The organism is Chitinophaga rupis, from assembly GCF_900109685.1.
Classification (GTDB): Bacteria; Bacteroidota; Bacteroidia; order Chitinophagales; family Chitinophagaceae; genus Chitinophaga; species Chitinophaga rupis.
The window spans coordinates 131,612-155,718 of the sequence record NZ_FOBB01000011.1 but is presented as its reverse complement, the minus strand read 5'-3'; the positions used below and the strand labels follow the sequence as shown (position 1 = coordinate 155,718).

The following is a 24,107-nucleotide window of genomic DNA, read 5'->3' as shown; positions in this document are numbered from 1 at the left end:
CAGGCCCCTGCTGAAGGCCTTTTATGGCCTGACCGGCCATTCTGAATAGAACGTTTAAAGTTCAGAAAGTTTATTGACCCGGGTTGGAATTTTACTATTTTAACAAAACTTTTAATATGTTGCGCGCCAATGAACGATGCCCGCCGGCAGTCCCGGTCATCCACCGGGTTACTGCCCTGCACAAGCCATAAGGCCTGCTGCTTCCTATAAAAGTGAACCTGCCTGGTAGTAATATCCAAACAGCTAAGAGCTTTGCTTAAATAAAGTCCTGTACAGGCAATCTTATGTTTTAACAATTCGTTGATAGTTCAGGGGAATGATTTTTGCCTGAAATAAGGTTAAATTGTTCCGGTTTGCGGTGCTTGCCAGCCGCAATTTTCCATTTCCTTACACTCTTTCAATAATTGTACATGAGCCAAATAAATATACTTTGGGTAGATGATGAAATAGAATCTTTGAAATCACAGATCATGTTCCTGGAAAATAAGGGCTACAAAGTATCTGCCCTTACCAACGGATACGATGCGCTGGAATTCCTGAAAGAGCAGGTAGTGGATGTGGTGCTGCTGGATGAGTCTATGCCCGGTATTACCGGCCTGGAAACGCTGGGAAAAATTAAGGAAATAGATCAGCAGATCCCCGTGGTAATGATCACCAAGAACGAGGCGGAGAATGTGATGGACGATGCCATTGGCAGCCAGATCACAGACTACCTTATAAAACCTGTGAACCCCAACCAGGTATTGCTTTCCCTGAAAAAGATCATAGACAATAAACGCCTGGTAGCAGAAAAAACAACCATTGCCTACCAGCAGGAGTTCCGCTCCCTGTTCATGGCGCTGAGCTCTAACCCCGACCAGCAGGAGTGGATGGATATTTACAAAAAGCTGGTGTACTGGGAAATAGAAATGAGTAAGGCTAACAGTCCGGAGATGCTGGAAGTGTTCAACACCCAAAAGGCCGAAGCCAATACGGAATTTGCCAAATTCATAAGCCGTAACTATGCGGATTGGGTGCAGCCTAAGGCTAAAGGTGCGCCTGTTATGTCGCACACCCTGTTCCGCGATAAGGTAGTGCCTAACCTGGATCCGGAAGTGTCTAACTTTTTTATACTGATAGATAACCTGCGCTATGACCAGTGGAAGGCTATCCTGCCCATTTTTCAGGAATCTTTCCGGTTGGTGGAAGAAGATAGTTTTTACAGCATACTGCCCACCTCCACCCAATACAGCCGGAACGCCATTTTTGCCGGTATGCTGCCGGTGGACATTGAAAGCAAATTTCCCGTGCAGTGGAAGAATGATGATGAGGAAGGAGGGAAGAACCTGTATGAGGAAGAATTTTTTGCCGCCCAGCTGGCGCGCTTGAAAATGGATGAGCGTTTTTCCTACACCAAGGTTATTAACCATAACGACGGGCAGCACCTGGTGAACAACGTGCATAATATGCTCAATTACCCGCTGAACGTGATCGTTTATAACTTTGTGGATATGATGAGCCATGCCCGTACGGAAATGGAAGTGCTGAAAGAGCTGGCCGGCGATGAAACCTCTTACCGCTCCATTACCACCAGCTGGTTTGAGCATTCGCCCCTGCACCAGGCCCTGAAACGCATTGCTGATAAGAAGATCAACCTTATTATAGCTACAGACCACGGCAGCGTACGGGTGAAAACGCCGGTTAAGGTGATAGGTGATAAACAAACTACTACTAACCTGCGCTACAAGCACGGGCGCAACCTGAACTACGATCCTAAAGAGGTGCTGGCCTTCCGCGACCCGCGGGAAGCGGGTTTACCCAAGCCGAATGTGAACTCATCGTATATATTTGCCCGTGCGGATGGTTACCTGTGCTATCCCAACAATTACAATTACTTTGTAAATTATTACCGCAATACCTTCCAGCACGGCGGCATTTCCCTGGAGGAGATGATTGTGCCGGTGGCGAGGCTGGTAAGCAAATAGGAATGTCCCGGTGTGCCGGTATGCGGATGTGCAAATAAGGTGGATTCATCAGCACAGGTGCATACCTGCATATTCGCACATTAAGTTTATTTTTGCAGGATGAACATTAAAATCACACCCAATAACCTTACCCGCCTGGAAAAGGTCTTTGATGAGGCCAAGTATGTGCTTCGTTTTGAGAAAGGTACCTTTACCTCCGGATATTGTTTGTTGGAGCATAAGAAGGTGGTGGTGATCAATAAGTTCCTGAACCTGGAAGGGCGTATCAATACTTTGCTGGACATATTGGGCACCCTGCAGCTGGATTCCACGATGCTTAGCCCGGAATCTGCCAAGTTGTACCAGCAGGTGCAGAACAATAAAAATATTGCCGATGCAGAAAACCCCGGCACGCCGGAACAGTTGCCACCTTCAGAAGAACAATCCGCAGAATGAAGATCACTTTTCTTGGAACAGGCACCTCACAGGGGGTACCGGTGATTGCCTGCAATTGCCGGGTATGCACCTCCCCCGACCAAAGAGATACCCGCCTGCGCAGTAGTATATTAGTTGAATCTGAGATAGGAAATATTGTAGTAGATACCACACCGGATTTCCGTTACCAGATGTTGCGGGCACAGGTAAAACACCTGGAAGCTGTGCTTATTACCCATTCTCATAAAGATCATATAGCCGGTATGGACGACATACGGGCCTTCAACTATTTTCAGCAAAAGCCCATTGATATTTACGCCACTGATTTTTCGCAGAACGCCATCATGCGGGAATTTGCCTATGCTTTTGCCGATTTTAAGTATCCCGGTATCCCGGAGCTGAACCTGCAAACCATTACAGATGAGGCTTTCAGCGTAAAAGGCTTTCCCATTATACCCATACAGGTTATGCACCACAAAATGCCGGTGCTGGGTTTCCGCTTTGGCGATTTTACCTACATTACGGACGCCAATTTTGTCGCCGATGAGGAAAAGGAAAAGATCATAGGCTCCAAAGTGCTGGTGCTGAACGCGCTGCGTAAGGAAAAACATATCTCCCACTTTACCCTGGATGAAGCCATAGCCCTGGCGCAGGAGCTGCAGGTGCCCCAGGTATATTTTACCCACATTAGCCACCAGCTGGGCCTTCACGAAGAAATAAATGCCGAGCTGCCGGCCGGTATGGCGCTGGCGTATGATGGGCTGGAGCTGGAGTAGAAGTCCATGGTCCATAGTCGATGGTCCATGGCGGGGTGCGCTTATGAAGTGCGTTAATGAAATGCCGTTGAGAACCGGCTCACGGCTTGTATACATCCCGTTTTGATCTACGCTATGGAATACATCCCTTTCGAATGAACTACAGCCTGAAACCGACGTGCAGCATGCATACACCCTGTTTGATCTACGCCATGGACTATGGAGCATCGACCATGGACTCTACCTTAACTCCGGATTAACTTCCCCCCATCCCCCCAACCCCTAACTTGGCATCTTTTTATGGAAAAAAGATCGCTGCGGGAATACTTTACCTTCACCAAAAGAGAGCGTACCGGTATTATTGTACTGCTGGTACTTATTGGACTATGCCGCTGTATACCGCTGGTATGGGAAACATATGCCCCGGTAACGGTGAATACAGACAGCAGCTTTCTTACAGAAGTAGCTGCATTTGAGCAGCAGCTAAAAGCAGCGGATACACCTGTACAACGCACTTTTTCATATAACCGTAACCGGTACCCCAGGAAATGGGACCGGCCGGCAAATGCCTACCAGCATAGCTTTCACAGGGATAGCCCGTATGTGCGCAAAACATTTACGCCTTTCCCGCCCGGGCCCGCCCGCAAGCCGGTAGTGGTAGATATTAATACGGCAGATTCCACTGCCTGGGAGGCCCTGCCGGGTGTTGGCCCGGTATTGGCAGCACGTATTATCCGCTTCCGGGACAAGCTGGGAGGTTTTTATACCATTGAGCAGGTGGCAGAAACCTATGGCTTGCCGGATAGCACGTTTAAAAAAATTCAACCGTCACTGCGTGCGGATAATGTTTCTCTAAAAAAAGTAGATATCAACAAGATGGATGAGCAATCTTTAGCGCAACATCCATACATACGCTATAAACTGGCCCGGCTGATAACCCGCTATCGCAGTATGCACGGGCCTTTTAGCCAACCGGAGGCGCTTAAGAACATTCCATTGGTAGATGATAGTATTTATCGTAAACTTGAGCCGTATATCAGCTATTAGCTTTTAGCCGTTAGCTGTTAGCAAAAAGCTAATAGCTAAGATCTAACAGCTAACAGCACCAAAACCTAAACCCCCTAATATGGATTTTCAGCTATCGGAAATGCAGCAACAGATTGCGAAAGTGATCCGCGATTTTGGAAAAACACATATACAACCCCATGTTATTGACTGGGATGAAGCCCAGGAGTTTCCACGGCCCCTGTTCACACAGCTGGGAGAGCTGGGCCTTATGTCCGTACTGGTGCCGGAAAAATACAGTGGCAGCGGTATGGGATACCCGGAATATGTAACCGTTGTTAGCGAAGTGGCTAAATTTTGCGGCGCCATTGGCTTAAGCGTGGCTGCGCATAACTCCCTTTGCACCGGGCATATTTTACAATTTGCCACAGAAGAGCAAAGGCAGCGTTACCTGCCCAAACTGGCCACTGCAGAGTGGATTGGCGCCTGGGGCTTAACGGAGCCCAACACCGGTTCCGATGCTATGAATATGAAGTGCGTAGCCAAACAGGATGGCGATCAATGGGTGTTGAACGGCACAAAAAGCTGGATCACGCATGGTAAAAGCTGCGATGTGGCCGTAGTAATAGCCCGCACCGGCGAAGTGCGCGACAGCCATGGCATGACGGCCTTTGTGGTAGAAAAAGGCACACCCGGTTTCAGTGGCGGTAAAAAGGAAAACAAGCTGGGTATGCGCGCTTCAGAAACCGCAGAAATGATCTTTGACAACTGCCGCGTTCCGGCATCCAACATATTGGGTGAGGTAGGAGAGGGCTTTATACAATCCATGAAAGTGCTGGATGGCGGCCGTATTTCCATTGCAGCCCTTTCCCTGGGCATTGCCAAGGGTGCGTATGAAGCGGCGTTAAAATATGCACAGGAGCGTCACCAGTTTGACCAGCCCATTGCCAACTTCCAGGGCATTGCATTCAAACTGGCCGATATGGCTACGCAGATAGAAGCAGCAGAAATGCTGACCATGCAGGCTGCTGATCTGAAACAGCGCGGGCAAAAATGTACCAAACAGGCGGCCATGGCTAAGTACTATGCCTCTGAAGTAGCGGTAAGAACGGCCAATGACGCCGTGCAGATCTTTGGCGGCTACGGTTATACCAAAGACTTTCCGGTAGAAAAATATTACCGCGATGCAAAGCTGTGCACCATTGGAGAGGGTACCTCGGAGATACAGAAAATTGTGATTGCACGCGAAGCCCTGAAGGGCTAATTAATAATGAAGAATGAATAATTAATAGGGTAGCAGTACAACTGCTGGAGATAGTTAAAACCTGAAAGGTCTTAGAGCCTTTCAGGTTTTTTTATTGAGTGATCAAATAAGGCATACTCCATCATCTTATTTATCAACATGCGCTAATCCCGCAGGGTAGCCACTTACAGCCCCCGCAGTACAATCTATTAATTATTCATTCTTCATTATTAATTATTTAACACGCCCCAACACCGCCAGGGCAGCCATTTACAGCCCTGCAATACAAACTATTAATTATAAATTATTCATTATTAATTATCTTGGTTGTAGCAATATAAGTTCCTATGAGTTTTGAAGAAAAATTACAACAGTATTTTCCAACTACGGAAAATGAAATACCGGCAGAATACCAGCTGCCGGCAGAGATCCATCAGCGGGAGTATTTGTCTGGTGGTGAAATGAAACAATGGAGTGGCGATGTACATACTGTAGTATCTCCACTGGGTATACGCACGGCCAATGGCCTGGAGCGTAAGGTAATAGGCTCCTATCCCTTATGCAGCGCCAAAGAAGCCATGGCTTCCTTAGATGATGCGCTGGCTGCATACGATGAAGGACGCGGCGAATGGCCTACCATGCCGGTGGCTGAAAGAATAGCCTGCGTTGAAAAATTCACCGGTAAAATGATTGAGCGTAAGGCCGAAGTTGTAAAGCTCATCATGTGGGAAATAGGTAAATCCTATACAGATTCCCTGAAGGAATTTGACCGCACGGTAGAATACATACATGCTACTATAGATGCGCTGAAAGACCTGGACCGCAACTCTTCCCGCTTTGAGATACAGCAGGGCATTATCGGGCAGATACGCCGTTCCCCCCTGGGCGTAGTATTGTGTATGGGACCCTTTAACTACCCGTTAAACGAAACATTTACTACGCTGATACCTGCGCTCATAATGGGGAATACCCTGCTTTTCAAACCTCCGAAGCACGGAACATTATTGCATTATCCACTGCTGGAAGCATTTCGTACCTGTTTCCCCAAAGGGGTGGTAAATACTATTTACGGCCGTGGTAATGTGATCGTGCAACCGTTAATGGAAACCGGTAAGATCAATGTACTAACGCTGATAGGTTCCAGCAAGGTGGCTAACCAGCTGAAGAAAATGCATCCCAAGGTAAACCGCCTTCGGGCCATACTTGGGTTGGATGCAAAGAACGCTGCCATTGTTACGGATAAGGCAGATATTGACCTGGCAGTAAAAGAATGCGTGTTAGGCTCTTTATCGTTTAATGGTCAGCGTTGTACTGCCATTAAGATCATATTTGTGCACCGCCGTATTGCAGACAGCTTCCTGAGCAAGCTGAGTGAAGCGGTAAGCAAGCTGAAAGTAGGCATGCCCTGGGAAAAAGATGTGTTCTTAACACCCCTGCCGGAGCCGCAAAAGCCCGCCTACCTGGAAAGCTGTATTGAAGATGCGGTAGCCAATGGCGCAAAGGTGATCAATGCCAATGGCGGCAAGGCTTATGAGTCGCTGGTGTTCCCGGCTATTGTGTACCCGGTGAATGAGCGTATGAAGCTGTATAGCGAGGAGCAGTTTGGTCCCGTAATACCGGTTTTACCATTTGATGACATTACAACGCCAATTGAGTACCTGATACATTCAGAACATGGGCAGCAGGTAAGCCTGTTCACCAACAATGCGGCGGAACTCGCATCCCTGATAGATCCGCTGGTGAACCAGGTAAGCCGGGTAAACATTAATTGCCAGTGCCAGCGCGGTCCGGATACCTTCCCCTTCACCGGCCGTAAAGACAGTGCAGAAGCTACTTTGAGTGTACCGGACGCATTGCGTGCATTCTCCATCCGTTCTATGGTAGCTACCAAACAAACCGATGAGAATAAAGCCCTTATCAACAAAATAGTAAGCGATCAGACATCCAACTTTTTGTCAACAAAGTATATATTTTAAAATACATAATGTAAAAGGTGCGACAATTCATAACCGTTCGCAGTTTTTGACAAAAAAATGAACAATAACCCTTAAGTGTTATGGAAGTATGAAAAAGGAATGTTAAATTTGGGTTAAGTCAATCACTCTTTACCTTTTATCAACCTAAACCCAAAACACAGACGATTGAAACACTTTTACGCAATCGAAAAAGCATCCTGACCAACAGGATGCTTTTTTACTGTGATACTTCTCTGATCTTCCAATAACATACACGCTATAACCCTCTTCCAGTAAGACTTTGGCTTTCCCGTTTATAAAAAATCCGTACTTCTACTGAGATACAGTTGAGCACCGCCCTGTAATTTTGCCTCCATAATTATAACCCCAAAAAATATGCGTAAGCTTCTGAAGTGGACCGGCATCAGTGTTGGCGCCCTTGTGGGCTTGCTGTTGATATTTTACCTGGTCACCTATCTTTCTACCAATCACCGTATTCACAAACAATATACTGTACAGGTAAAACCGCTGGATATTCCCGTGGATGCTGCCATGCTGGCCTATGGCAGCCATCTGTTTGTTGTAAAAGGTTGTTGCGCTTTATCTTTATCTGAGAAGCCTGTAGTATAAAAACAGAACATCCCGCCGTAAAAAGCGGGATGTTCCTATTATGAAAAAAGTGCTGTCGTCTGGGTTTATCCATCCAGGAAATCATCGGAGGCAGCGACATCTTTAGCCGGCTGTTGCGGGCTATCCATACCGGCAAACCATTTATCTACGGTATCGCCAATAAAGGGAGGCACTTTGCTTTTTACATAGTCGCGCATAACCGTAATAGCCTGCGTGGCCTGCTCTGCGCTAAGCCCTGCCTTTTCCTGTAGTTGTTGAATGAGATCCTGCATATAAAAAGTTAAAAGTAAAAAAGCAAAAGTTAAAAAAGGTTTACCGCTGATCTTACTTTTTGCTTTTTAAGTTTTTACTTGTTTAAGCGACTTTCAGTTTCACCAGCGGTGATTGCTCCAGTCTTTCCTGGGCATATGCCTTGGTGAGGATAAATGTTTTTTCGGTAGTGGAAGGCATATGGAACATGGCATCGCTCATCACCACTTCGCAGATAGAGCGAAGTCCGCGGGCACCCAGCTTAAATTCCATGGCTTTGTCCACGATATAATCCACGGCATCATCTTCTATAGTCAGATCGATGCCTTCTACCTTAAACAGTTTCTTGTATTGTTTGATCAGGGCGTTCCTGGGTTGGGTAAGAATGGCTTTCAGCGCATCCCGGTCCAGGGAGTTCAGGTAAGTTACTACGGGTAAGCGGCCCAGCAGCTCCGGTATCAGCCCAAAGGATTTCAGATCCTGTGAGTTTACGTAGCGCAGGATGTGCTTTTTAGTAGCTTCTTCCTTTTCCTTATCTACTGTAAAACCAATAGAGTGGGTTTGTACCCTTCTGCTGATGATCTTATCTACCCCATCAAAAGCACCACCACAAACGAACAGGATGTTCTGGGTGTTCACTTTGATCAGTTTTTGTTCCGGGTGTTTACGGCCGCCTTGCGGGGGCACCAGCACCTCAGTACCTTCCAGCAGCTTCAGCAAACCCTGCTGCACGCCTTCGCCGCTAACATCGCGGGTAATAGAAGGGTTATCGCTCTTACGGGCTATTTTATCAATTTCGTCAATGTACACAATGCCTCTTTCGGCTGCTTCCACGTCATAATTACATACCTGCAGCAGGCGGGTTAAAATGCTTTCCACATCTTCACCCACGTAACCGGCTTCGGTAAATACGGTAGCGTCCACAATAGTAAAGGGCACATTCAGCAGCTTGGCTATAGATTTGGCCAGCAGGGTTTTACCCGTACCGGTTTCGCCCACCATTATAATGTTGGACTTTTCTATCTCCACCTCATCGTCGCCTACCTGCTGATTCAGCCTTTTGTAGTGGTTATACACCGCTACGGCAAGGATCTTTTTGGCATCGTCCTGGCCAATCACATATTCATCCAGGAAGGTCTTGATCTCCACCGGCTTAGCCACTTTGGGTACAAAGTGGGAGGGCGCTTTCTTGTTGTGCTGGAACAGCTCCTGCTCAATGATCTCCTGGGCATTGGCCACACAGTTCTCACAAATATGACCTTCTGCACCGGCAATCAGTATCTGCACCTCGTCTTTGGAACGGTTACAGAAGGAACAACGTATTTTGGATTCTTTCATCCGTAATGATTTATTTGTTTTTTCGCAGCTAATGTAAGCCTACAAAGTTAGGCAAAATAGCAGGAACGGAAAAAAGGAAAGGAGAAACGGAGCAAGGCGCGCTTACCCCGTTTCTCCTTTATATTAGGTATACGCTTATTGCGGCGTATTTTCCTGTTTTTTCTTCGGGTTACGGTCCAGCACGTCGTCAATGATGCCATATTCTTTGGCTTCATCGGCGGTCATCCAGTAGTCGCGGTCAGAGTCTTTTTCCACCTTTTTGAACGGTTGGCCGCAATGGGTGGCAATGATCTCGTTCAGCTCCTTTTTCAGCTTCACAAACTCGCGGGCAGTGATCTCGATGTCAGAAGTCTGGCCTTCTGCGCCGCCATGCGGCTGGTGGATCATTACGCGGGCATGTTTCAGGGCTGTACGTTTACCTTTTACACCGGCTACCAGCAGTACAGCGCCAAAAGAGGCGGCCATACCGGTACAGATCGTTGCAACTTCCGGAGAAATGATCTGCATGGTATCATAAATGCCTAAACCGGCATATACGCTGCCACCGGGGCTGTTAATATACATCTGGATATCACGGTTACGGTCTGCTGATTCCAGGAACAGCAGCTGGGCCGTGATCACATTTGCTACATAGTCGTTGATCGGATCGCCCAGGAAAATGATGCGATCAGCCATCAGACGGGAGAACACGTCCATCTGCGTTACATTCAGCTGACGCTCCTCGATGATGTACGGGGTAAGCGAGTTCAACTGATGACGGGCATAGCTATCTACTACCAGGCTGCTGATTCCACGATGTTGGATCGCATATTTTCTAAATTCGTTATTCATGTTCATGATGGTGATGTTTATGAGGTAATTTAGCAAATTCTTCGGCTGTTATTTCCTCTTCTTTAAGATCCACCTTCGTTTCTGCCCAGTCAAATAATTTCTGGGTCACCATTTCGCGGTAAGTCTGGTCCACGAATTTTTCATCCTGCATCAGGCGGTCCAGGTAGCTATCCAGCCAGTCGGCCCCTTCTAAAGCAGCGCCGGCGCCATAATAGCCCAGCAGTTTTTGTTTGGCGCTCTCTTTCAGTTCTTCGAAAGATACGTCCAGTTTATTATCGCGGATCAGTTTATCGCTAATAAGCGTCCAACGCAGTTGATGGTCAAAGTTCGGATATTCTTTTTCGGCTTCTTCGGCAGTCTTTGGCTTTTCGCTACCGGTCTGCAGCCAGCGTTTCAGAAAGTCTTTGGGCAGCTCTATAGGCGTTTCATGCACCAGCACTTCGAACAGCTCGTTATGCAGGCGGTTACGGCTTTCGGACTCCCAGTATTTTTCTATTTCACTTTTCAGTTTTTCCCGGAAAGCGGCTTCGGTAGTGATCTCTTCATTCGGGTATACCTCTTTAAAGAACTCTTCGTTCAGCTCGCGCTTTTCGATCAGGCCCAGTTTGGTAAGGGTCAGCTTAAAATATTTCTGGGCAGCTTCTTTATCATGTTCATCAAAGCCCAGGTCTTTCAGGATCATGCCCAGTCTTTCTTCATCAAAAGAATTAGCCAGCTGGAACACAATGCTGTCGTCTTTTTTCTTGCCTTTCAGCTGTTCCTGGATGGCAGGAGAGAAGAATTTCAGCAGCAGGGAGTTATCTTTTTTGATACCGCCTTCTACTACATTGCCCTGTGCGTCGCTTTCTTCAAAAGTGATGCTCAGTACATTGTCTTCATTATCAATTACTTCCGGCTCATTCATTTTACCGCCTTTCAGCTGCAGGCGGCTTACTTCCTCATCTACCTCTTTTTCGGTGGCCTTGATCTTATATTTAGTAAGGGAGGTTTTGCCGGATTCCAGGGGAGATACTTCAAAAGCGGGTTTCAGGCCCACTTCAAAGTCAAATGCGTATTCGGAGGGTTGATTAAAGTCCAGGTTTTTGGCTTCCTTGTCCATAGAGATAGGCTGGGCAAAGATCTCCAGCTTTTCATTCTGCAGGTAGCCGGTCAATTCTTTTTCCACGGTTTTCAGCACTTCATCGGCAAACAGGGCCGGTCCGTGCATCTTCTTTACCATACCAGCAGGCACCATTCCTTTCCGGAAACCGGGGATATTGGCGGATTTGCTGAATTGTTTTACCGCTTTGTCAAAATTAGGAAGGTAATCTTCCTGGCTCACTTTCACAGTGATCTTATCATTCAATAAACCGATGTTTTCTCTGGTAACGGTTGCCATAATAATTATTAATAAAAATGTTCTTTATGAAGCAATAATGATTCCGTGATTATATTTCTGCCATGAAGTCACAAAGGCACGAAGGAATGGCAGCAAGGAAAGAGGTACTGAGTGACTTAGCGCCTTTATGGCAAAATATATATTAAAAAATGTGCAAATGTGCAGATATGCAAATGTGCAGATGATCGTAAATTATTTCATTTGCATATCCACACATTTGCATATCTGCACATCTAATATGTGCGGGTGATAGGACTCGAACCTACATGCCGTGAAGCACCAGATCCTAAGTCTGGCGTGTCTACCAATTTCACCACACCCGCGTCTTTTACGCTGCAAAACAGGAAAAGGACTGCAAAGGTATTATTTTTTAGGAATTAAAAAAATGGAAGATGAAGGTGCTGATAAGGGGCATTTATCCTTCCCTTCTCCCCCAGATCTTTCCCACCGCATCAGCGTACGCTGCGCCTATGCTGATAGAGGCCTGCTGGATGTACAGGTAGTTCCGGTCTATGCGCTCTACTTTACTGTTGGCCACAATAAAGAAGCGGTGCACCCGGGTAAACAGGGTGGTGGGCAGCAGGTCCAGCGCTTCCTGCATGGAAAGGCGGGAGATAACCTTACGGTCTTTCAGTACAAAATTCACGTAGTTGCCGGCGCTTTCCAGGTACAGGATCTCATCCAGCCGGATCTTGCATTGCTCATAGCCGCTTTTAATAAAAATGTAATCGGGTACATGGCCGGCGGCGTTGCTTTGCTGTTTCAGCTGCAGCAGGGTATGGGCTTTATTGCAGGCTTTCAGGAAGCGGGTCAGGGAAAAGGGCTTCAGCAGGTAATCAATGGCATCCAGCTCAAAACTCTGCACGGCATGTTCTGAGTAAGCGGTGGTAAAAACCACCATGGGCGGGTTGGTAAGGCTGGTCAGGAAATCAATGCCGGTGATGTCCGGCATTTTAATATCCAGGAAAAGCAGATCCGTACGCTCTTTATTCAGGTGTTCCATGGCTTCAAAGGCGTTGGTGAACAGGCCCTTTACCTCCAGGAACGGCACTTTGGCCGCATGCGAGCGGATCACGGACAGCGCTACCGGCTCATCGTCTATGGCAATAGCAGTCAGCTTCATACCACGTTGTTTTTCCGGTAGCCAAGATACACATTATTATAGTCCACCAGTTTATCATATTCGCCTTTAGGCATCAGCAGCTTACTAAGCAGAGGCATTACTTCTATCAGGGTTATGATCAGTACTATGAGGCGGTACCGCTGCCGCAGGGGGGTGTGTTCCGTGGTCAGCTCTTCCAGGGCTTCTGTTTGCGCCAGGAATCCGTCTGTTAAAGAGGCTACATACACTTTTTCCTTGGCCTGGTTCTCTTTCCACTGGTCGGCCAGCTGGGTTTGGCGCTCCTGCAGCTGTGGCGCCAGCTGGCGGCGCAGGTCCGTCAGCTCCTGCTCTGCTTTCAGGTATTCTGTTTTCTTTACTTTGGCAATGGCAGACTCCCCGATCTTGCCGGAGCCGCCCGTACCGTCTGTTTCCTTAATGTAATCATCCTTATAGCCTTTTACCTGTGCTTCTTTTTGCTGTAATTGCTGCTGCCATTGCTGCAGGTCTTTTTCCAGGCCGGTAGTATGTTCTGCATTCAGGGTAGCCAGCTCATTACGGAATTTTTCCAGCTTGCCCTGCCGGTTCAGCACCATCTGGGCCTGAATGTCTTTCCGGAACAGCAGCAATATCACCGGCTGGGAAATGAACAGGCCAATGGTAAAGGCCAGGCATAAACGAAAGGCCACCGGTAGGAACTTCCGGCGGCCTGAGCCCGACATGGCCGTTATCAGGCTTCGGTCAATACTAAGGATGGCGAAACCAAAGAAAAATGCCAATCCAGCAATGACCATTTCATCTTCTAGCACAGTTGAAAAAAAGTATCCCCAGGCCAGGGTGGCAAACAGCCAGGTAACGAGTACGGATATACCAATAATGCGGTACCGCTCCTGGTCTGCCCTGCAATCTTTTAATATCGTAATATCTGCGGCAGCTAACCACCAGAGGAATTTGCTGATGCCATCTGCAGCAGGCGTGTTATTAACGGGTGTTTGTTCCATTGGAAGCGTATCAGGATACATGAATGGTCAGGTGCACAAAATATTCAGTAGCTGTTTGGCGTATGTTCAGCTCATGCCGTTGCGGGTACAATAAGCTCAGGCGGTCACGCACATTATTCAGGCCAATGCCGGGACCTCTTTCTATGTCATTATCCGGGCGGGCATGCGTGGTGTTGTACACATCAAAGTAGATCCGCTCTTTATCGCAGGAAAGGGAAATGGCGATCTTGGAGCGGTTGCGCAAGCTGATGCCGTGTTTAAAAGCATTCTCCACAAAAGGGATCAACAGCATGGGCGCAATGGCATGCTCGCAATGGTCCTCGTTAATATTCACATCGATCTGTATATCCGGCGATGCCTGTGTGCGCAGGCGCTGCAGGGCAATGTAGTTGTGCAGGTAAGCTACTTCTTTACGCAGGGCTATTTTTTCCAGGTGGTTCTCATCCAGCATAAAACGCATCATATCCCCCAGCTTCTGAATGCCTTCGCTGGTATTCAATGCATTTTCCTGTAAAGCCGTACCGTATAAGGTGTTCAGGGCATTGAACAGGAAATGCGGATTGATCTGCGAGCGCAGGAAATCCAGGTCGGCTGCGGAACGGCCCAGGGCTTTCTGCAGGTTCAGCATAGTAGCCACGCGGTTTTCACGGGCTACATACAGCCACCAGGTAATGGGTAGCAGCACCAGCAATTGTACTGCAAATAAGCCTAACATCAGCGCTAAGGTTTCTGCCGGGCGTTCCTGGCGTATGGCCAATGTAAGCAGCAGTATGGAAAAACCGGCTATAAAGGAGGTCAGGAAAACATCGCGGGCCAGGATCCATTTACGCAGGTGTACTTTTTCATACCGCGGAAATATTTTCGTATACCAGACATAGCCTACTGCTGCATAATACGGCCCGCCGCAGGCTACCAGTATAAATAAGATCCGGGAGTGTATCCCAACGGCAAATACCAGCAGGGCTATCCATGCAGCTACTGCTACAAAAGGCTCGTTCATAAGGAGCTTGCGCCCGCGTACATATTGAAAATACAGATGCTTGCCGGCATAGTACACCACGTATATGATGGTATAGAACATGGTAGTGCTAAAAGCCGATTTGGCAAAGTACATATGCGCCCCTCTTATAGAACTATATACCCCCAGCAGGTAACCATAGTAATAAGAATAAGCTACCATAATACCCGTGAACAGTATCAGCACAGTGGCGGCTAGCAGCAGCAAGCCCGGTAACCAGCGCTGCCGTTCCAGGAATATGGGTACTACTACCATATTGGTGAAAAGAAAGGCCGCGTATACCAAGGTGATATGCGCCAGGGAAGGCAGCAGGTAATGAATGTAATAGTCAAATACCTGGTGGTATTGGTGAAATTTATAACCATAGGAATGCTGCATCTCAAATACGTTATCAGTAACGCTCCGGAATAACAGCGGGAATATCAGCAGCAGGAAAATAGCTGTTACTGCACCGAACTCTAATTTCTTAAAAGAGATCATGGGTAGAAACTTTCAGCAATGATAGTCATCTCTGCAAAGTGCTTTCCTGAAATGGGATGAAAAGCCGGGAAAATGGGATGAAAACAGGAAAGACGCAGGGCTGCGCTGCAGCTTTTACGGTAGTGCTGCGGCTTTTCCGGTATGGTTAACAAGCGGTTAGCCAAACGGTAAAAAGAAAGTTGATCCCTGGAGATATTTTAAATAAATGAATACGAAAAACAGCGAAATTTGTCGTAACTTTTTTATACCCAAACCAGACCTATATGAAACCCATAACTCTACTAAAACTTTTTCTTTTTAGTTGTCTATTAACATGTTTTACTGCGCAGGCGCAGCATAAAAGTGCTGCATATGCCATTACTGCCGACTCCATAGGTGGGCTGAACTGGAATGTAATGCGCGTAATAGATATTAATAGCGGCTCCGCTATTAACCAACTGGGCAAAGCGCCTGCCGCACCGGCAGCTGCCCTGCAGGCTAAAGTGAATGCCAATGCAGGCCGCGTTGCCGCCTGCGCATTTGATAAAGCCACGCACCGCCTGTTCTTTGCTACTATGCAAACCAACCAGCTGTATGCTGTGAACCTGAACACTGCCGGCAGCACGCCCGTTAAAGTGGCAGACCTGAGCTTTAATGATCCCTTTGTAAGCCACCCGGAAGAGAACAATATTACCCGCATGGTGATAGGTGCGGATGGTAATGGTTATGCGCTTACCAACGATGCAGATCACCTGTTTGTATTTGCCACTACGGGCCAGCAGGTACGTTTCCGCGATCTGGGCAGTCTGAAAGATGCTGCTGCAAATGGCACCAACTCCATTCACGCATTCTGCACCGGCTGGGGCGGGGATCTGGTGGCGGATAAATATGGCTTCCTGTACCTCATTAACATTTACAACAGGGTGTTTAAGATTGATGTAAGTAAAATGGAAGCTACCTACACCGGTACTATCCAGGGCCTGCCCGCCGGGTTTTATACCAATGGCGCTGCGGTGAATGATGACGGACAGATCATGCTTGGCTGCTCTACAGCCAGCAAAAGTTATTACCAGTTCGACATTGCTTCCATGACGGCAACGGCTTTACCCAACCAGCATAATGATGTGTACAACGCATCTGACCTGGCCAGCGCTAACCTGCTGTTCCAGGATAATGCCAGGGATATTGTTTCTGTTTCGCCGGATAAAATGGATATCAACGGTGATGATATTTCCATTTGGCCGAACCCCGTACCGGTACAGGGTAACACCTTTAATGTAGCTTTTAACACGCTGGATAAAGGTGATTATATTGTTCAGCTGGTGGATATGGATGGAAAAGTAGTAGCCAGCAAACCCGTGAAATTAGGCTCAAAACGCCAAACGATCGCCATTAACTATGGTGGCGGCATTTCCGGTGGTTTGTATGTGGTACAGGTGCTGAACAGCAGCAATGTTACTAAAACAGCCCGGAAGATATTTGTGCTGTAGAACTACCGAAATATAATTGGATAATGCTATTGTAAATAGAAAAGTCCTGCATTTTTAAATGCAGGACTTTTTTTATGAAGTGCTCAATTCGTAATTCGTAATTGACTAATTCGTAATTAACTATGCTGCTGCCTTGGAAACCGCCACATTCCCCTTCACGAAAAGCTTGCTCACAAAGCGTTTGCCCAGGGTAATGAAGGGCTTTTCTATGAACAGGAAAAGCAGGTAGGATATGATGAGATTAGCCACCAGGAAAACACTAACTGCCAGCAGCGCATTGGCTACTTTACCCAATGGTGAATAGGTAATAACCATGCGGATAATACCCGGCATTAATATCATGTGTATCAGGTACAGGGAGTAAGATACATCTGCGCCAAAAGCGGCTACCTTACCGGATAACAGCTGTTTTATCTTCTCTACCACAAAGCTGATAGCCGGATGAGCATACATTTTTATTTGGTCGGAGAAAAGCAGAATAACAATACTTAGTATAGTCACCACCGTTAGTGGCCCAAGGAAAGGTAATACGATCAATGCCCAAACTGCCAGGTGAAACCGGTTTACCCGCTTAAAATTATAGGCAGCCAGTAACATACCCAGTAAAAAATAATGTAGTGAATAAGGCAACAGGGAAGGAGCCTGGAAGTCCATTAATTTACCCGGCCCGGCCCAGGTACCCAGCAACTTTTGCACAGCTAATGCGGCCAGCAGTGACAGCACAATAAACTGCACCATCCTGTTCTTAATAATGCGCTCACTTTTAAAGAATAATAAGTACAGGAAAGGGAACAATACATAGTATTGCATTTCCAGCGAAAGGCTCCAGGCCGGACCTAATATACTGGTATTGGCGCCTGGCAGCAAACCATGTAAAAAGGTTAAATGTAACAGCAGGTCAGTTATGCCGGGATAAGTGGCCGGATTATAGGTGGTAGAAAAGTGCGCATCTTTACCCGTAAAATAATGGTAGTTAAAATATACGCTTTCAAAGTTGTAGTGAAACAGGTAATACGCCACTATTAACGCTACAAAATATAAAGGATATAAGCGGAAAAGGCGGCGTACCCAGAATTTCCCAAAGGTGGCCTTTTCAGCAGGTGGTTCTTCCTGTTCTCTTTTAATGTAATGGTACATCATTAAAAAACCGGTGATCACCATAAAGCCATCTACAGCTGGGCCGTTCGTCATAATTATATTACCAATAACAGGGATCTTTATGAATGACGGTCCGCCTATATATTTGTAAAAATGTCCCAAAGCTACCCATAGGGCCAGTATAAACCGTAGCCCATTGAGGAATGTGGTGTTAAAACTCTGCATTTATACGGGTTTAAAGCAAATTTCGTAAAAGCATCTGCCCTGCTGTAATGATACTCAAATCCCTTGAAATAGGCAACTTCAGGGCTGTATACTACTTGTAATGCTTATACCGGCTCTGCCATATTCATGCCAATCTTACTTATTCAAATAGTGCTATAGCCACCCTGCTGCGTACATTATAGCTTCCCCGCCACCAATTTTTCCCGTTCCGTTATAAGAATTCCCCCAAAAAGCCCTTGTTTTGCAATATGCCTGTACGCCGCAAAACAGAGATACCCATTCACCGCCTGGACAAGGAAAATCCCGTTGGCCTGAAAATACACGCAATAGATTCAACGAAACCTTATGCGGATGCCCGGGCTTATGGCGCCCACCGGGATGATCACTATGTTTTTATCCTGTTCATTAAAGGCACCTGCTGTATGAGGATCGATACCCAATTACACCACGCAGCTGCGCCGGCGCTGCTGTCTATTTTACCCGGGCAGGTACACCAATACCTGACTTCATCAGACGATGCTGGGGTTTGGTTTATGGCAGCCGACAGCCTGCTGGTAGGAGAGCCTTTTCAGTCCCTGTTGAATGAGGTTGCACATATAGGGCCGGTACCGCTTACCCCCGGCCAGTTTGCATCAATGGAGGGCATGTGCAATGTGTTATCCCGACAGTTTGAAGCAGCGGATACTGTTCCGTATTACAAGCCGGTGATCCATTCCCTGGTAACTGCGTTTACCGGTATGGTGGCCGGGGTATTTAAGGAATACATGGGAAGCGATAAACAGGTCCAGCGTGGCGCCGCCATAACCAGCACTTTCCGGCAACTGCTGGCTGCTCATTATAAAACCATGAAAAGCCCGGCAGATTATGCCGCTAGGCTAAACCTGTCCCTCTCTTACCTGAATGAGACCGTAAAGATCCATACAGGCTTTCCCGTTAGCTACTGGATCCAGCAGGAAACTATGATGGAAGCCCGGCGCCTGCTGTATTACAGCCAGTTAAGCATTAAGGAGGTAGCCTATGAACTGGGGTACGATGATCCCACCTACTTTTCCCGTTTATTCAAAAAGGTAGTAGACCTTACCCCGGGCGAGTACCGCAAAAACCACCGCGAATAGTCCAATCTTTGCCATGTATCGTCTCTTGCTGTCCGCTATATGATTTGTTGCTTTGCATATCATTTGAACAAACCATTAGTGACTTATGGAAAGCACCATACAATTGATCAAGCGGAAAGCTATCTCCCTGATAGCGCAAACACTTTCTAAAACGGGTACTGTGCTGGCAGTTCGGGCCTGGGAACCGGCTACCGTAATAGAAGCGGACCTGCACCTGCCGGGTGTGGATATGCAGAAATGGACCACCCCACAACATATTAAGCTTGCAGTGGCTGAAGGCGTGTACCGGGATTATACCCCCCTGGGCTGGGATGCCGGTACTGCTACCTGCACCCTTATTATCAATGCCAGCCACAATGGCGCCGGTGCGCGTTGGGCGCAGGCTTTGCAGCCGGGTGATATTGTAAGCTATGTAGGTATAGGCCCTACGCCGCCTAAACCTACTGCCAATGCACATGTAGTATTCCTTGGGGATGAAAGTGCCCTGGGGCATTTTTATGCGGTGCAGCAGCTTGCACAAAACCCCTTATCCATCCGGGGCGCTATAGCCTTGGAGGATGAACAGCACCGCGAAAATTTTCGCGCCTGCTGCTCAGATTTTAAAGCCCTGGAACCGGTTAGTAAAACAGGCCGCAACCATGCAGACGGACTGCTGCAATGGGCCGCTGCACAGCGTTTTACCCCCGACACTGTTTTTTATACAGCAGGTTATATCCCCGCTGTAGTGCAGGTGCGGCAGAGGCTGAAGAGCTTAGGCATCAGCAGCGCACAAATAAAAGCACAGGGATTCTGGAAGTGAATTGGGGAATAGTCCATGGTCCATAGACGATGGTCCATGGCCGTGTTCATGAATGAGATAGCTCATGATCCTGCAATATTCTATACCGGTATAATTAAAAAGTTCATGGCCCACCGCTCATGATCTATAGCATAGATGCGTATCAATATTACGCTTACATGCTGTAGATTATGAACCATGAACCACGAACTAATTTATGGTGTGTAGCAAAGCCCTCCTAGAACACGCGGACAAATAGCCATTCTATATAAGCAGAACCAACCATACCGTTGTAGCTATGGACCATCGTCTATGGACCATCGGCTATCTACTATAACTTCCTGTAACCTGCAACACCCAGTGGGGAACCGGCTTTCGGCAGGTAGTAATTAGTGATATCTACCAGCGCAGCAGTTACCGTAGCAATTTTAACGTTAGCCAAAGTGCCGGTACCTTCTTTATAAGTACCACCGCCTTCTGTATAGATGTAGGCATTGGGATAAATACCGCCACCGGCCATTCTTGGCTGTATCAGCGCATTGGCATTAATGATCTGCGGTTTGATCATCTGGTTGTTATAACCATTAATGCGTATGCTGTTACCGCCGGTTCTGGCAATGGTGTTGTTGGAAATAGTGATCACTGCATTCTGGATACCGCGCAGGCTTACACCGTCATGGCCGGCCTGGTTATCGCGGAACAGGTTGTTGTGAATAACATGCGTAGCGCCATTCTCACCGGAGCCATAGAACTGCAGCAGCTCACCCCAGCCATCATGCACATAGTTATCGTGGGTATTGGTATTGGTGGTACGTCCGCCAATTAAGATACCGCCTTCATGAGAAGGATTGTGCTGTAAGGCCCAGTTCTTCACTTCATTGCCATATATTTCCAGATGGTCAATGGCAGAGGTCTGGATGCCATCTGCACCACCATCATGCACGTAGTTGTTATAGATTTTCACATTGTACCACTTAATGGGCTGTACGTATTGGTCGCCGCTCGTAAAGCTGGAGGGAGAGCCATAGTAAGATAAACCAGATGTCAGATCCCAGTAGGTAGCGGTATGGCCAATGTACATAGCCTCATTGAATGTGCCGCTGATCTCTGTGTTGTGGATAGACAGGTTTTTCATCTGCGAATTCGGATACCAGGTGCTGGCATCATTCTTTACCGGGTCTGTTTTAGCCCAGATGCCGGTACCACCATTGGTAATGGTGATGTTGCGGATCTCAAAGTTGTCGGTATGGGCTCTGAGTGTAATGTCAAAGTACGCCTCCCGTGCAGTGCCCTGTGTAGAGCCTTTGATCAGGAATTGTGTTTTAGAAGTTTCACCGCCAAATTTAATGTAGTGGCAGTTGGAGAACTGGATTGCCTCTGCATAAGAACCGCCTGCCCAGCTAGGGTTACCAATAGTGGTAACAGTACCGGTAGGGTTCTTGATGGTAATGGGCGCAGTGGCAGAACCGGTCAGGTTCATAATGTACACAGCCTTGAAAGTGCCTTTCAGATTAATTACATCGCCCGGCTTGTAATAATTGTTACTGTTGTTGATGGTTAAATGCCCGTAGGCGTCGGCCGTCAGAGTAAATTGGCGTGCAGTGGTCTCTGTGACGGCAGTTGCCTCTGTAGGGTTCATTTTCTCGACCTCGTCTTTTTTACAACCGGTAATAGCCAGGGATGCGGCGGCAGCAATAGTTGCAAAAAGCTTTAATGCTTGTTGGTGTTTGGATACGTTCATGGTTTTTCTTTTGTTATGGTTTTATAGATCAAAAGCAAATTCGGTTGGTGCATGCATAGCAATGCCTGATCATGTACACATGATATGATATGGTTTTTTAAATTGGAAATGCAGTTAGAATAAGTGTAAAAGTGCCCCCAATAAATTTTAACGACAGCAAAAAAACGGAAGAAAAATCACATTATTATATCCTTTCATTTTTCACATAGGCGTAACCGTGCTAAAACAGGCTGGTTGTGCTTATCCAATGAACGTGGTAAATGAGTTTGTAAAAAAAGGAATGCTAGAAAGTAGTAGATATACTTTTATAATAATTTATAAAAATTATAATATGAAAAATTTTTTGAGAAATTTTTTCTGACAGAAAAATTGCAGCTGCGTTTATTCTGTTTTTCCTTTTTTCCGGTAACCGCAATCTGCTACCGGGGAGCTGCTGTTAGGCAGGTAAAAATTTTCTTTGTCTACATCCGCTGCTGCTACCGTAGCAAATTTTGCATTTGCATTACTGCCGGTACCTTCTTCAACAACAGCTCCGCCTTCCGTATATATATAAGCGTTGGGGTATAGCGGCGTGCCGCCGGTGCGGGGTTGTATAAGGGCATTGTTGTTGGCAATTTGCGTACCCTTCATACCCCGATAGCCGCTCAGGCGTATGCTGTTACCGCCGGTTCGGGCAATGGTGTTGTTGGAGATGATTACAATAGCATTGTCGGTACCACGTATGCTTACCCCGTCATTCCCTTCCATATTATCGCGGAACAGGTTATTGCGTATAACATGTTTGGCGCCGTTCTCGCCGGAGCCATAAAACTGCAGCAGCTCGCCCCAGCCATTATGCACATAGTTATCATGCGTATTGGTATTGGTAGTGCGGCCGCCCAGTAAAATGCCGCCGTTGTGGGCGGAGTTGTGCTGCAAAGCCCAATTGGTTACTTCGTTGTTATATATTTCCAGCTGGTCAATGGCAGAGGTTTGGATCCCATCTGCCCCAATATCATGCACGTAATTGTTATAAATTTTTACGTTGTGCCATTTAATAGGCTGCACATAATCATGCCCCGGTTTAAACTTGGAAGGCGGATCATAAAAGGAAAGGCCGGCCGTTAAGTCCCAGTAGGTAGCGGTATGGCCAATGTACATCGCCTCATTATGTGTACCGCTGATCTCTACATCGTGTATAGAGAGGTTCTCCATTTGCGAATTGGGGTGCCAGGTGCTACGGTCTGCCCTTACCGGGTCTGTTTTGGCCCAAATGCCGGTACCACCATTCGTAATAGTCAGGTTGCGGATTTCAATATTGTCCGTATGCCCCCGTAATATCAGGTCAAAATAAGCAGGCCTGCCTGCCTGTGTAGAGCCTTTGATAAGAAAGTTCGCCTTATTTTTATCGCTGCCAATTTTCAGGTAATGGCAGTTGGTAAAGCTGAACGCCTCTGCCCAGGAACCCCCGTTCCAGTTAGGGTTACCAATGGTGGTAACGGCGCCGGGCGGGTTTTTGATGGTAATGGGAGCGGAAGCAGAACCATTCAGGTTGGTAAAATAAATGGCGGAAAAATTGCCTTTTAAAATGAGCACATCCCCTGGTTTATAATATCTGTTAATGTCATTCACATTTAACCGCCCGTTCCCATCCGGCGTAAGGGTATACGTTTTTCCCTGCGGGGCCGGCGCCGGAGCTGGAGCCACTTGCGGATGGGGTGTGCTTTGGGGTGCCTGGCCGTTATTACAGTTTGTAAATAAAAGGGCAATGGCTGCAATAAGTAGCATATTCAGTAGCTTAATGTGATGTTGCTTTGTTAGTAATGACATAGCCATAGGCGTAACATGGGATTAGCACAAATAATGCCCTTTTTAGGACCAGGGTAAAAATACGCAGGAATGCGCAAATAATATTATATTTTTCTGTTATGTTTTTTATACTCCTGCCAGGGGCGGGGCTTCCCGGTTATATGTAACGCACAATCAAGGGAATAAGTTCAATGAATTTCGGGGTACATGCAGGGGGCTCCGGGTATCACATGCGGATTTTACTGCACAGTAGGCCACAGGCAGCCCTATACGAAATAGAAAAGCCGCTACAATTGTAACGGCTTTAAATCTTTTGGTGGAGGATATCGGACTCGAACCGATCACCTCAAACATGCCATGCTTGCGCTCTACCAGATGAGCTAATCCCCCGGGTTTAGTTGGCAGTTGCCAGTTTGCAGTAATTGCCGTAAACTTAAACTGCTTTCTGCTTTCTGCTTTCTGCTTTCTGCTTTCTGCTTTCTGCTTTCTGCTTTCTGCTTTCTGCTTTCTGCTTTCTGCTTTCTGCTTTCTGC

Annotated in this window: 20 protein-coding genes and 2 tRNA genes; 10 read left to right on the top strand and 12 right to left on the bottom strand. The window is 47.0% G+C overall.

Annotation, left to right across the window (positions count from 1 at the left end):
• The first annotated feature begins 410 nt into the window (after positions 1-410).
• From porX to BMZ54_RS29270, 7 genes are all read left to right on the top strand, one after another.
• Positions 411-1,964, top strand: coding sequence for a T9SS response regulator signal transducer PorX (porX, locus tag BMZ54_RS29300; protein ID WP_089920261.1), 1,554 nt, complete (start codon positions 411-413; stop codon positions 1,962-1,964).
• 99 nt (positions 1,965-2,063) lie between these two features.
• Positions 2,064-2,399 carry a hypothetical protein gene (locus BMZ54_RS29295; RefSeq protein WP_089920259.1) on the top strand — a complete coding sequence of 112 codons (336 nt, stop codon included), beginning with the start codon at positions 2,064-2,066 and terminating at the stop codon, positions 2,397-2,399.
• Positions 2,396-3,154: an MBL fold metallo-hydrolase gene (locus BMZ54_RS29290; protein ID WP_089920258.1), complete on the top strand. Its 759-nt coding sequence runs from the start codon at positions 2,396-2,398 to the stop codon at positions 3,152-3,154. The genes BMZ54_RS29295 and BMZ54_RS29290 overlap by 4 nt, the downstream gene beginning before the upstream one ends.
• A 279-nt stretch (positions 3,155-3,433) precedes the next feature.
• Positions 3,434-4,180 carry a ComEA family DNA-binding protein gene (locus BMZ54_RS29285; RefSeq protein WP_089920256.1) on the top strand — a complete coding sequence of 249 codons (747 nt, stop codon included), beginning with the start codon at positions 3,434-3,436 and terminating at the stop codon, positions 4,178-4,180.
• Positions 4,181-4,259: 79 nt separating this feature from the next.
• The gene (locus tag BMZ54_RS29280; RefSeq protein ID WP_089920254.1) at positions 4,260-5,402 is read left to right on the top strand and encodes an acyl-CoA dehydrogenase family protein; all 1,143 of its coding nucleotides are present in this window, start codon (positions 4,260-4,262) and stop codon (positions 5,400-5,402) included.
• Positions 5,403-5,728: 326 nt separating this feature from the next.
• Positions 5,729-7,357, top strand: a complete 1,629-nt coding sequence (locus tag BMZ54_RS29275; RefSeq protein WP_089920252.1) for an NADP-dependent glyceraldehyde-3-phosphate dehydrogenase — start codon at positions 5,729-5,731, stop codon at positions 7,355-7,357.
• Between the two features lie 375 nt (positions 7,358-7,732).
• Positions 7,733-7,966, top strand: coding sequence for a hypothetical protein (locus BMZ54_RS29270; protein ID WP_089920250.1), 234 nt, complete (start codon positions 7,733-7,735; stop codon positions 7,964-7,966).
• Positions 7,967-8,031: 65 nt separating this feature from the next.
• On the opposite strand, the gene BMZ54_RS29265 is transcribed toward BMZ54_RS29270, so the two are convergent.
• The 8 genes from BMZ54_RS29265 to BMZ54_RS29230 form a co-directional block, all read right to left on the bottom strand.
• Positions 8,032-8,238, bottom strand: a complete 207-nt coding sequence (locus tag BMZ54_RS29265) for a hypothetical protein (protein WP_089920248.1) — start codon at positions 8,236-8,238, stop codon at positions 8,032-8,034.
• Positions 8,239-8,320: 82 nt separating this feature from the next.
• Positions 8,321-9,553: an ATP-dependent Clp protease ATP-binding subunit ClpX gene (clpX, locus tag BMZ54_RS29260; protein WP_089920246.1), complete on the bottom strand. Its 1,233-nt coding sequence runs from the start codon at positions 9,551-9,553 to the stop codon at positions 8,321-8,323.
• Between the two features lie 135 nt (positions 9,554-9,688).
• On the bottom strand, positions 9,689-10,384 hold the full coding sequence (gene clpP, locus BMZ54_RS29255; RefSeq protein WP_449384820.1) for an ATP-dependent Clp endopeptidase proteolytic subunit ClpP: 696 nt from the start codon (positions 10,382-10,384) through the stop codon (positions 9,689-9,691).
• Entirely contained in the window at positions 10,377-11,762 is a 1,386-nt protein-coding gene (gene tig / locus BMZ54_RS29250) for a trigger factor (RefSeq protein WP_089920242.1), read from the bottom strand. Before tig ends, clpP begins: the two co-directional genes overlap by 8 nt.
• Before the next feature lie 241 nt (positions 11,763-12,003).
• Positions 12,004-12,085 (bottom strand) — tRNA-Leu (locus BMZ54_RS29245).
• A 92-nt stretch (positions 12,086-12,177) separates the two neighbouring features.
• A complete protein-coding gene (locus tag BMZ54_RS29240) occupies positions 12,178-12,885 on the bottom strand; it encodes a LytR/AlgR family response regulator transcription factor (RefSeq protein WP_089920241.1) in 708 nt (235 codons plus the stop codon).
• Complete coding sequence (locus tag BMZ54_RS29235) at positions 12,882-13,862, bottom strand: DUF4407 domain-containing protein (protein ID WP_162277699.1); 981 nt, start codon at positions 13,860-13,862, stop codon at positions 12,882-12,884. The genes BMZ54_RS29240 and BMZ54_RS29235 overlap by 4 nt, the downstream gene beginning before the upstream one ends.
• Positions 13,863-13,872: 10 nt before the next feature.
• Positions 13,873-15,360 (bottom strand): sensor histidine kinase, encoded by a 1,488-nt coding sequence (locus BMZ54_RS29230; RefSeq protein ID WP_089920237.1) that lies wholly within the window; start codon positions 15,358-15,360, stop codon positions 13,873-13,875.
• A 263-nt stretch (positions 15,361-15,623) separates the two neighbouring features.
• Here BMZ54_RS29230 and BMZ54_RS29225 point away from each other — a divergent pair, with 263 nt between their 5' ends.
• Positions 15,624-16,829, top strand: a complete 1,206-nt coding sequence (locus tag BMZ54_RS29225; protein WP_089920235.1) for a T9SS type A sorting domain-containing protein — start codon at positions 15,624-15,626, stop codon at positions 16,827-16,829.
• Between the two features lie 120 nt (positions 16,830-16,949).
• Here the strand turns inward: BMZ54_RS29225 and BMZ54_RS29220 are convergent, their stop codons facing one another.
• The gene (locus BMZ54_RS29220) at positions 16,950-18,152 is read right to left on the bottom strand and encodes an acyltransferase family protein (protein ID WP_089920233.1); all 1,203 of its coding nucleotides are present in this window, start codon (positions 18,150-18,152) and stop codon (positions 16,950-16,952) included.
• A gap of 248 nt (positions 18,153-18,400) precedes the next feature.
• Between BMZ54_RS29220 and BMZ54_RS29215 the strand changes: the two genes are divergently transcribed.
• Both BMZ54_RS29215 and BMZ54_RS29210 read left to right on the top strand, forming a co-directional pair.
• Positions 18,401-19,267 carry a helix-turn-helix domain-containing protein gene (locus tag BMZ54_RS29215; RefSeq protein ID WP_089920231.1) on the top strand — a complete coding sequence of 289 codons (867 nt, stop codon included), beginning with the start codon at positions 18,401-18,403 and terminating at the stop codon, positions 19,265-19,267.
• A gap of 85 nt (positions 19,268-19,352) precedes the next feature.
• The gene (locus BMZ54_RS29210) at positions 19,353-20,066 is read left to right on the top strand and encodes a siderophore-interacting protein (protein ID WP_089920229.1); all 714 of its coding nucleotides are present in this window, start codon (positions 19,353-19,355) and stop codon (positions 20,064-20,066) included.
• 310 nt (positions 20,067-20,376) lie between these two features.
• Here BMZ54_RS29210 and BMZ54_RS29205 read toward each other — a convergent pair whose 3' ends face one another.
• The 3 genes from BMZ54_RS29205 to BMZ54_RS29195 form a co-directional block, all read right to left on the bottom strand.
• The gene (locus BMZ54_RS29205; protein WP_089920227.1) at positions 20,377-21,786 is read right to left on the bottom strand and encodes a right-handed parallel beta-helix repeat-containing protein; all 1,410 of its coding nucleotides are present in this window, start codon (positions 21,784-21,786) and stop codon (positions 20,377-20,379) included.
• 381 nt (positions 21,787-22,167) lie between these two features.
• Entirely contained in the window at positions 22,168-23,553 is a 1,386-nt protein-coding gene (locus BMZ54_RS29200; protein WP_089920225.1) for a right-handed parallel beta-helix repeat-containing protein, read from the bottom strand.
• 335 nt (positions 23,554-23,888) lie between these two features.
• Positions 23,889-23,964 (bottom strand) — tRNA-Ala (locus BMZ54_RS29195).
• Between the last annotated feature and the right edge of the window lie 143 nt (positions 23,965-24,107).